The 9208-nt window shown below is 57.0% G+C and carries 10 protein-coding genes; 9 read left to right on the plus strand and 1 reads right to left on the minus strand.

Annotation, left to right across the window (positions count from 1 at the left end; all coding sequences use genetic code 11):
* Positions 1-219: 219 nt before the first annotated feature.
* Positions 220-1140, minus strand: coding sequence for an EamA family transporter (locus JXO48_05925; protein ID MBN2283409.1), 921 nt, complete (start codon positions 1138-1140; stop codon positions 220-222).
* A gap of 289 nt (positions 1141-1429) precedes the next feature.
* Between JXO48_05925 and JXO48_05930 the strand changes: the two genes are divergently transcribed.
* The 9 genes from JXO48_05930 to JXO48_05970 all read left to right on the plus strand — a co-directional run.
* A complete protein-coding gene (locus JXO48_05930) occupies positions 1430-2932 on the plus strand; it encodes an acyl-CoA/acyl-ACP dehydrogenase (protein ID MBN2283410.1) in 1503 nt (500 codons plus the stop codon).
* 13 nt (positions 2933-2945) lie between these two features.
* On the plus strand, positions 2946-4082 hold the full coding sequence (locus JXO48_05935) for an acyl-CoA/acyl-ACP dehydrogenase (GenBank protein ID MBN2283411.1): 1137 nt from the start codon (positions 2946-2948) through the stop codon (positions 4080-4082).
* Positions 4083-4206: 124 nt separating this feature from the next.
* The gene (locus JXO48_05940; protein MBN2283412.1) at positions 4207-5040 is read left to right on the plus strand and encodes an SDR family NAD(P)-dependent oxidoreductase; all 834 of its coding nucleotides are present in this window, start codon (positions 4207-4209) and stop codon (positions 5038-5040) included.
* A 22-nt stretch (positions 5041-5062) separates the two neighbouring features.
* Positions 5063-6313, plus strand: coding sequence for a thiolase family protein (locus JXO48_05945; GenBank protein ID MBN2283413.1), 1251 nt, complete (start codon positions 5063-5065; stop codon positions 6311-6313).
* 22 nt (positions 6314-6335) lie between these two features.
* On the plus strand, positions 6336-7064 hold the full coding sequence (locus JXO48_05950; GenBank protein MBN2283414.1) for a nitroreductase family protein: 729 nt from the start codon (positions 6336-6338) through the stop codon (positions 7062-7064).
* Between the two features lie 20 nt (positions 7065-7084).
* Positions 7085-7393 carry a 4Fe-4S dicluster domain-containing protein gene (locus tag JXO48_05955; protein ID MBN2283415.1) on the plus strand — a complete coding sequence of 103 codons (309 nt, stop codon included), beginning with the start codon at positions 7085-7087 and terminating at the stop codon, positions 7391-7393.
* A gap of 220 nt (positions 7394-7613) precedes the next feature.
* Positions 7614-8336, plus strand: coding sequence for a helix-turn-helix transcriptional regulator (locus JXO48_05960; GenBank protein MBN2283416.1), 723 nt, complete (start codon positions 7614-7616; stop codon positions 8334-8336).
* A 53-nt stretch (positions 8337-8389) separates the two neighbouring features.
* Positions 8390-8860: a hypothetical protein gene (locus JXO48_05965; protein ID MBN2283417.1), complete on the plus strand. Its 471-nt coding sequence runs from the start codon at positions 8390-8392 to the stop codon at positions 8858-8860.
* A gap of 66 nt (positions 8861-8926) precedes the next feature.
* A partial coding sequence (locus tag JXO48_05970; GenBank protein MBN2283418.1) for an FAD-binding oxidoreductase occupies positions 8927-9208 on the plus strand: 282 nt, incomplete at its 3' end.

Genomic DNA, 9208 nt, shown 5'->3' on the forward strand with positions numbered 1-9208 from the left:
AAGACGCCGAGGAAGGTCCCCAGCTTCCGGTTGTTGTTCACGTTCTTCATAGTATCCGGCTACGATGTGCTTCCGCCGACACTGCCGAAAAAGGTACGCGAAATCGCAACTCCCTCGCACCGTTATCCACAATGAACGGCAGTGTATTACGATTCAGAGGATCAGTCAAATCATTCCTGCGCGCCTGCGGCATGCCGGATCGACCGGGAACGGAACGGGCTATACGAGGGGAGGGTATACGCTCCGGTCCCGTCTCAGGCCGGGCAGATTGGTCGTGAAGACGCCGGCAAGCACCAGGAAACCTCCCGCCGCCTGGATGGCGGTGAGGGTTTCGCCCAGGATGAGCCAGGCACCTACGGCGGTCACAACGGGTATGCCGTTGATGAAGACGGCCGCCCGCGAGGCGGGTACCTTCGTAAGAGAATAGTTATAGCAGAGAAAGGCCGCGACGGTAGCGAAGATGGTGAGGTACAGGAGCGCGGCGAAGGAACGCCCGCTGACGGTCTCCCATGACAGGGCGGGAAACTGCCAGAGAAAGGCGGGCGCATAGAAGAGGGCGCCGTAAAAGACCTGTATGCTGGTTATGGACAGTGCCGAATAGCGCAGGCCCAGGTTCCGGGCACCCACGATATACAGGGCGGCCGACACAACGGCACCGAAAATGAGCAGGTCCCCCATAAGCGACCCCTCGAAAGCCCGGGAAATATCGGTCCCCCCCGTTACCAGGATCACGATACCGGCGAGGGAAAGAAAGATCCCCGCTACCCCCAGGCGACTTGTTCTCTCTTTCAGAAGCACCGACGACAGGATCATGACGGCGACGGGAATGGACGCGATGATCAGGGACGCCTTGGGTGCCGAGGTATACACCAGTCCCAGGGTCTCGAATATGAAATAGAGGCCCGGCTCGAAAAGGGACATGAGAAACAGCTTCACGTGGTCAGCCGGCGAAAAGGAAGGGAACCCGTTCCGCAGCATCAGAGCGCTGAAGAACACCGCGGCCAGCGTGAACCGGGCGAAGATGAGCGTGAAGGTCGGGATGCTCTCAAGGGCGACCTTTGTGGCGACAAAAGAAAGCCCCCAGAAAAGCATGGCCGCCGTCAATGCCGAGTATGTACGTAAGCGTTCCTGTTCCGACATGAGATCCCTCACGGGATGTTTCCGTAAAGATACGCGCCCGATGCACACCCCGTCAAAAATCACAAAAAAAGAAAGGGCATGTATCACGTCGCGGGATATTTGTATATGTTTTTTATTGCTCTTTTGCGTTTTCCGCCATTGCATGCAATAACTGTTTGACAGAATATGCGTTTGTCGAGATAGTGAATGACCGTTCATTCATTTTATAACGGGCGGGGGGATCATCGTCATGTAAGTATGTGTGCTTCGCAGGTGAAGCGTGGTCGCATATTTTAATAAGGAGGGAACCATGGCGCTCAGCCGGGAATTGACGGTGCTTCTGGAAAGGGAACCGAAGTTCGTCGACATCATGTGCAGTCTTGAGGCGACGGCAAAACAGCCCGCGGGGATGATCAACGAGACGAAAAAGGTCGTCGCCATCGCCCGGAAGTTCAACGACGAGGTAGTGCGCCCCTACGCCCTCGAGCTCGACAGGAAAAGGACGGAAGATCCCGAGTTCCTTCCCTGGGAGTTCGTAAAGCAGGCGAACGAATGGGGCTTTTATACCATGTGGATCCCGAAGATCTTCGGAGGAAAGGGATACTGCATGCCTTCCATGTCATACTTCATCGAAGAGATCGGATCCGCCTGCCTGGCCATGGCCAACCTCATCGGTGTTCACTACCTCGGCTTTGCGACACTCACCGCCACCTGGAACATCCGCGTCGTGAACAGGATCGCCCGCGATGTGGCGAAGGGCGAAAAAACGGGCACCCCCTGTCTCGTTTCACTTGCCATCACGGAACCCGGCGCGGGCACTGACGTGGAGGAGATCGATCTCGTTGACAAGGGAAATATCACCTGTCACGCCGAAAAGGTCGACGGGGGGTACGTCGTGAACGGGAGAAAGGTGTTCATCTCGAACGGTCACCTCTCAACGTGGCATATGCTGATCGCCTATGCCGACCTGAAGCGGCCGTCGGAAACGCCGGTGATGCTCGCCGTTCCTACCGGGGCACAGGGATTCTCCTTTGGACGCCAAGAACACAAGATGGGGCAAAAGGGCTGCCCCGCGAGCGAGCTTATCTTCGAGGACTGTTTCATACCGGACGAGCTTGTCTGCATGGACGAGGAGCAGTGCAGGGGGCTCTCACGGACGGTGCGCAGGACGAACATGCAGGTCATTGATTACGTTGTATCGGCGACCCGGGCCGGTGTCGGCGCCTTCGGCACCGGCGTCGCCCGCGGCGCCTTTGAAGCGGCATTGAAATTCGCCGGTGAGACGGAGGTGGACGGGAAACTTCTCATCAACCACGAGTGGGCCCAGTGCATGCTCGCCGAGATGTACAAGAACGTGAGTATCGGGCGGCTCTGCTATGCGGAGACCAATTACGCCAACGGCATGTACGGTTTTTTCAAGACACTTCAGATGAAGCCGCTCTATTATTACACGAAGATGCTCCCGCGGTTCTATATCGACCTCGTCATCGCGCCGTTGATGAACAAGCCCTGGATGACGAAACTCATGCGCAAGATTGGTTTTGACGGCCAGAAGGATGAGGAGATCCACCGCACGTCGGGCTGGGCGTCGATCGCGAAGGTCGTGGGAACGGACATGGGTGTCAGAAATTGCCAGCTTGCCCTGGAGTTGATGGGCCAGGCGGGACTGCGGCATGACCGGCTGGCGGAGAAACACCTCAGGGATTCCAAGCTGCTCCAGATCTACGAGGGAACCAATCAGCTCAACCGCCTGAACATATTCAAATGCCTGATCGCCCGATCCTGCCCCCAGTCCGTGATATTCGACGAATAGGAAGGAGACTGCCATGCTTACCAGCATCTATCCGGACCTGAGATCGTTCCATGACCTGGCCGAACGGTTCGCGGGCAATGAGCTCGCGCCCCGGAGAGAAGAGCATGACCGGTATCCTTTCGGGCCCTTCTTCAGTGATACGCTGAAGCGTGCTTATGAAGCAGGATTTCTGGGGATCACGCTTCCCGAAGACCTGGGGGGCATCGGTCAGGGTACGGCCACACTGTGCGTGGTCCTCGAGACGATCAGCCGCGCCGACGCCAGCCTTGCCGGCATCATGTTCACCACTGCCCTCGCGCAGGAAATACTCATGCGGGGAAACGCCCGGGAGCAGATACGGACCATCGTGGATAACGCGGTGGAGGCAGCGGAAACAGTGATCGCCTGCCCCTCCTTCGCCAACCCAGCGGAGACGCCACCCACCGTCTTCGCGCGGGAAGAGGATGGGCGTCATATCCTCTTCGGCACCTGCGACTACCTTGTTCTGGGAGGGATCGCGCGGTACGGGCTCGTGCCGGCTCGCATGCGCGGCCGGAAAGGATATTCCTTCTTTATGGTCGATCTTTCCCTGCCGCAGGTACGCAAAAGCGGGCCCGTTGTCAGCCTCGGTCTCCATGCCTGTCCGGCCGTGGATGTTCAACTGCAGGACGCCGAGGGTACCCTTGTCGGAGACACAGGTGGCGGTGCGGCGTTGTTCGAGCGGGCGGCGGACAGAATGCACATTGCCGCCGGGGCGATGGCCTGCGGGATCATGAAAGGCTCGTTCACCGAAGCTCTCGCATACGCCGGGGAACGGTTCCAGGGGGGGCGCGAGATAATCAAGTGGTCCGAGTTGCGGATGATACTCGCAAAAATGTCCGTGTCAGTGGATGTGGCCGAGGCCGCTCTGACGTCGGCATGCATGGCCGTCCAGCAGGAACTGCCGGGCTGGGAATCGCTGTCCCGCGCCGTCGCCATCCGTCTCCAGGATGACGCCTGTGAAGTGACCACCGACGGCATCCAGGTCCTCGGCGGTTACGGATACATGAAGGACTACGGGCAGGAAAAGCGTTTCCGTGACGCCAAGCAGGTCCAGGCGCTCCTCGGATGCGCGCCGATGAAGAAGCTTAAATACCTGAACGGATTAGAGGATTACGGATTAGGGGATTAAGGGGTAACGGGTTACTTTATTATGTATCTGTCGGCTCATCCGTAATCCGTTATTCCTTTATTCCTTTATTCCGTTATTCCGTAATCCGTAATCTGTAATCCGTTAATCCCAACGGAGGTGGCTCATGCGATACGCGGTTATCACCGGGGCGGCCTCGGGCTTCGGCAGAGCGTTCGCCGTCGCGCTGGCGCGGAGGAAATGGCGGGTGCTCATCGCCGACATCAATACCGCCGGTGCTGAAGAAACACGTGATATGGTAACGGCTGCGGGCGGGATCGGCACAGTGGTCCGGTGCGACGTGACGGTGCTCGACGATGTCATTGCCATGGCCGATCGTGCCTTCTCCGAAGGGAAGCGGGTGGACCTCCTTATCAATAACGCCGGCATCGCCGTTGCCGGGCCCGTCGGCGACGCGTCCATCGAGGACTGGCAATGGATAGTAAGCGTGAATTTCTGGGGTGTTCTGCACGGATGTCATGTGTTCGTGCCGAGAATGAGGGAACAGGGAGGCGGCCATATCGTGAACGTGGCTTCCGCAGGGGGGTTCGTTTCTCTTCCCGAAATGCCGGCCTACAATGTGACGAAGGCGGCGGTCATATCGCTTTCCGAAACGATGAGGTGCGAACTGGCCGCCCATAATATCGGCGTCAGCGTGGTATGCCCCTCCTTTTTCAGGACCGGCCTTGTCAAGAACCTTCACTGCACCAGCGAGTATCAGAAAGCATTCGCCACGGCCGCGGTCGAAAACGGCAGGATGACCGCCGATGAGATCGCCGAGCGCACCTTACGGGCCGTGGAAAAAAATAAACTCTACGTCATACCGCACGTTTCGATCCGTCTTTTATGGCTCATAAAGCGGCTCTCTCCAACGCTGTATTGCCGGACCATGATATCCATAAACCGGAGCGACCGATGCAGAGCGCTGCTGCTCGAGGCGGCCCGGCGAGGGCTCTGCTGACAGGGGAAGAAGGAGATACGCAATGGCGAAGGATGTGTTCATCATCGGTCTGGGCATGATCAGGTTCGGGAAATACCTGGACAAGGGTATCAAAGCGCTGACCGGAGAGGCCTTGAAGCTCGTCCTTGATGACTGCGGCCTGGCACATGAGGACATCGAAGCCGCCTGGTTCTCGAATTCCGCCTGGGGTATGAGCGCGTTCCAGCATTCCATCAGGGGGCAGGTCGCCCTTTCCGTTCATGGCCTCGAAGGAATACCGATCACCAATGTGGAAAACGCCTGTGCCAGCGCGTCCACGGCGCTGCACGGTGCGTGGACGGCGGTCAGGGCCGGGCTCTATGACTGCGCCCTTGCCATCGGTGTCGAGAAGCTGCATGACCCGGACCGAACCAAGGTCATGATGGGATTCATCACAGGCACCGACGTGGAGGTCACCATGGACATGATCGCGAAGTTCCAGAAGGAGGAACAGGAGCGCCGGGAACGCGAGGCCCGCGAAAAGGGCATCGAGCCGCCACAGGAAAAGCCCGGCGGTCATTCGGCGTTCATGGACCTTTACGCCATGGGGGCGCGCATGCACATGAAGCAATACGGGACCACCCAGCGGCAACTCGCCTGCATCGCGTCAAAGAACCACAACAACTCCGTCCTGAATCCCCTTGCCCAGTACACCTTTCCCATGACCGTCGAGGAGGTGCTGGCCGACCGGGAGGTGGCATACCCCCTTACCCGCGCCATGTGCGCCCCCATAGGCGACGGCGCGGCGGCGGCAATCGTCTGCAGCGGGCGGTTTCTGAAAAAGGTCGGGAAACAACGGGCGATCCGTATCCGCGCGTCCGTCCTGCAATCAGGAACCAGGGTCAGGGCAAACGATATCACCGCCCGCACGTCCCGCATTGCCTATGAAGCCGCGGGTCTGGGCCCGGCGGATATTGATGTGGCGGAGGTTCATGATGCCACCGCGTACGGTGAGCTTTACCAGACGGAGCAGTTGGGATTCTGTCCTGTCGGCGAAGGAGGGCCCTTTGTCGAGGGCGGCGCGACGGCCCTCGGCGGAACGATCCCGGTCAATCCGAGCGGCGGGCTGATCGCGCGGGGGCATCCCGTGGGCGCGTCGGGCCTCGCGCAGATCTACGAACTGGGGACCCATCTCCGGGGTGAAGCGGGGAAACGGCAGGTGGCGGGCGCCCGCATCGCCCTCGCGGAGAACGGCGGAGGGTTTCTCGGCCAGGGGGAAGCGGCTATGATGATCCATATTCTTGAGAAAGCATGAAGTACAATAAAGGGGGAGCGCGATGTCAGCACAAAAGATGTCACGGGAAGAATGGATCGAGCGTCTAAAGATCGATCATACCGAGACGGAAAAGGTGATCCTGAAAAGACGCAGTGTCCGGCTCTACAAAAAAGAACAGGTGCCGGAATTCATGGTGAAACGGATCCTGGAGGCAGGCAGGTTCGCGCCTTCGGCGGGGAATTCCCAGCCGTGGAAGTTCGTGGTCCTGCGGGACCCCCAGGTCATCGACGACATTACGAAGACCGTGGTGACCCTCTGCAGGCTGATTCGGGGAATGACCGACTACACGCGGCCGGGGTATGGATGGATGAAACCGTCGGTAAAGTTTTTCACCCGTCTGCGCGCCAGGGACCTCCATCCCGTTCCCTTCGGCGCGATCTCGCTGATCGCCCAGGGAAAACTGGGGGTCTGGCACGGAGCCCCCACGGTGATCCTCATTTTCAAGGACCTTCGCGGCGTTTCGAACCCCGACCTCGACTGCGGCATCGCCGGCCAGAACATGGTCCTCGCCGCACACAGCATGGGACTTGGTACCTGCTGGGTCGGTTTCGCCCGGCCGGCCTTTGAATATTCCACCACATGGCGGAAATATTTCGGCGTGGAATTCCCCTATAAATTCGTCAACAGCCTCGCCATCGGCTGGCCGCAAGGGGACCCGGACGGCATGGTGTCACGGCAGACCCACGCCGTCGACTGGTATGAGAACGGCCAGCGACGGACTATCTATTAAGGAGGATGACCATGGAAAAAATGAGGCTTCTCGATAAGATACTGATCCCGACCTATAATGATCCGGCGCAGGTGACACCGGGCGAGGTTGCATTCGACAACGAGAAATGTACCGGCTGCGGCATCTGTGTTGAGGCATGCCCGGCCGACTCGCTTCTCATGGAGGACAAAAAGGCGCGGATGAAACCGCCCGGTGAGAACCAGTGTATGTTTTGCGGTGATTGCGTGGCCATATGTCCCACCGCGGCCATACGCATGAAATCGCCTTTTCAATGCATCCTCTTTTTCAAACCCATCGGCTTTGGTGAGCCGAAACCGCCACGACTGTGACACGCGCTGAACTTCCATGATGCAAAGAACATCATATGGGAGAGGTGACCATGAACAAAACGGCGACATGGGCACCGGAGCTCTTGAGAGAGTATAGGAATTAGTACTTCCCAACTTTTCCATCCGTTTCAGTTCGATAACAAATTTTTTGTTGCACAAATACTGTTTGATGAATTATATGGTGAGTGAACACTTACTTACAATTATCTTTTGTGGTGCCATGAAAACACGCAGAATAAAATTGACCGCAGAGGAACGGAAGCACTTGATCATCAAGGCGGCCCGGCCCCTGTTCGCCGCGCATGGGTTCAAGGGTACATCGGTGCGAATGATCGCCGAATCCGCGAACGTTTCTGAAGCGCTTCTCTATAAACACTTCCCCGATAAAGAAGCAATCTACCGGGAGATGTTCAAATATTCCCTCAGTCAGATAAAGGTCATCATGAAGGGATTGAAAGATATCACGGCAGGATCGGAGGCGATCGTCCTCTTCATATACGCCGTGTACACCCTTATCCTGAAAGAGATCCCGGGGAGAGCTGCGGATCAGCGATCCTTTGAAAGGCTTCTTCTCCAGAGTCTCCTGAACGATGCCGACTTCGCCCGCTCCGTTTTTACCGCATACCACGATACGTTTATCGATATATTCACCAGAAGCCTTCACATCGCCATCCAACAGGGCGATATCATTCAATTACCGATTTCAGAGGGAAACCGCATATGGTTTGCCCATCACCTGGCCATGGGCTTGCAGCTGATCTTCATGACAGGAGTTCCCGCCTATGAATATCATCTGTCAAAAGATGAGCTGGTGAATGAGGGGGTCATATACTCCCTGAGAGGGATGGGAATGACCGATACGGCGATACATAAGTATTTTAAACCCGATGAACTCAGGGCGTATGTGACAAAACTGATTGGCTTAAAATCTCCGATTCAATGAATCCGCATCACGTGGACAGCCGTTGATGAACAATGCGACAGGAGGTGACCACCATGGTTGAACTCGACAGCCGATGGGGCGAAGAGACCATAGCAGTCTGGACTTTCCTCGAAGCAGCGTACCGAAAAGGCGTTCTCGAGGAGGTCTTCCGGCTTGCGAACACCTTCATGGACCCCACTATAAATCCAATGGATGTGATGGGAGACATGGAGGAAAGACTGAGTACCTTCGATTTTGGCCCGCTCGATGAAACATTTCATGAACAGTTTATACCGATCATGAAGACCCTTTCAGATGAGGATGTGCTGGAAGGTCTCGCGATACTCCTGCAGATGGTCCGGTCCTTGTCGGAACTCGCTCTGGCGGGTATGGGCGGCGATGTCGGTGAGGCCGCACGGCGGGTCAGATTGGTCGGTAAAAGCATAAAGACGGTCGGACTGACCCTGTCGCCCTATTTCCTTCAGAAAGCCTTGCCGATGATTCAGTTACTCCTGGCTGCCGCCAGTGAAGAGCAACAGCAGTAATCCGGGGATTTTACCTTCAGACCAAACGGACCCGGTGACAGACATCACATAAAGGAGGGAGCCGACATGGCGGATAAAACGGTACTGAGCGGCATCGTGGGTGCTGCACATGTGCTGTCCGACAAAGAAGTACTGGCTGAATTTGCCACCGACAGCAGCTTTGATGCAGGCATATCTCCGGTTCTTCTTGTGAAACCTCATTGCCTTGATGAAATCAGGGAAATCCTTATCGCGGCGAACCGGGACAAATTTTCAATTATTCCGATCTCTTCGGGTGGACCCCATCATCACGGAGACACCGTGCCGATAACAGAAGATACCGTTATGGTGGATCTTTCCGAAATGAAG

The sequence above is a fragment of the Deltaproteobacteria bacterium genome, assembly GCA_016933965.1.
Lineage (GTDB): Bacteria > Desulfobacterota > Syntrophia > Syntrophales > UBA2210 > JAFGTS01.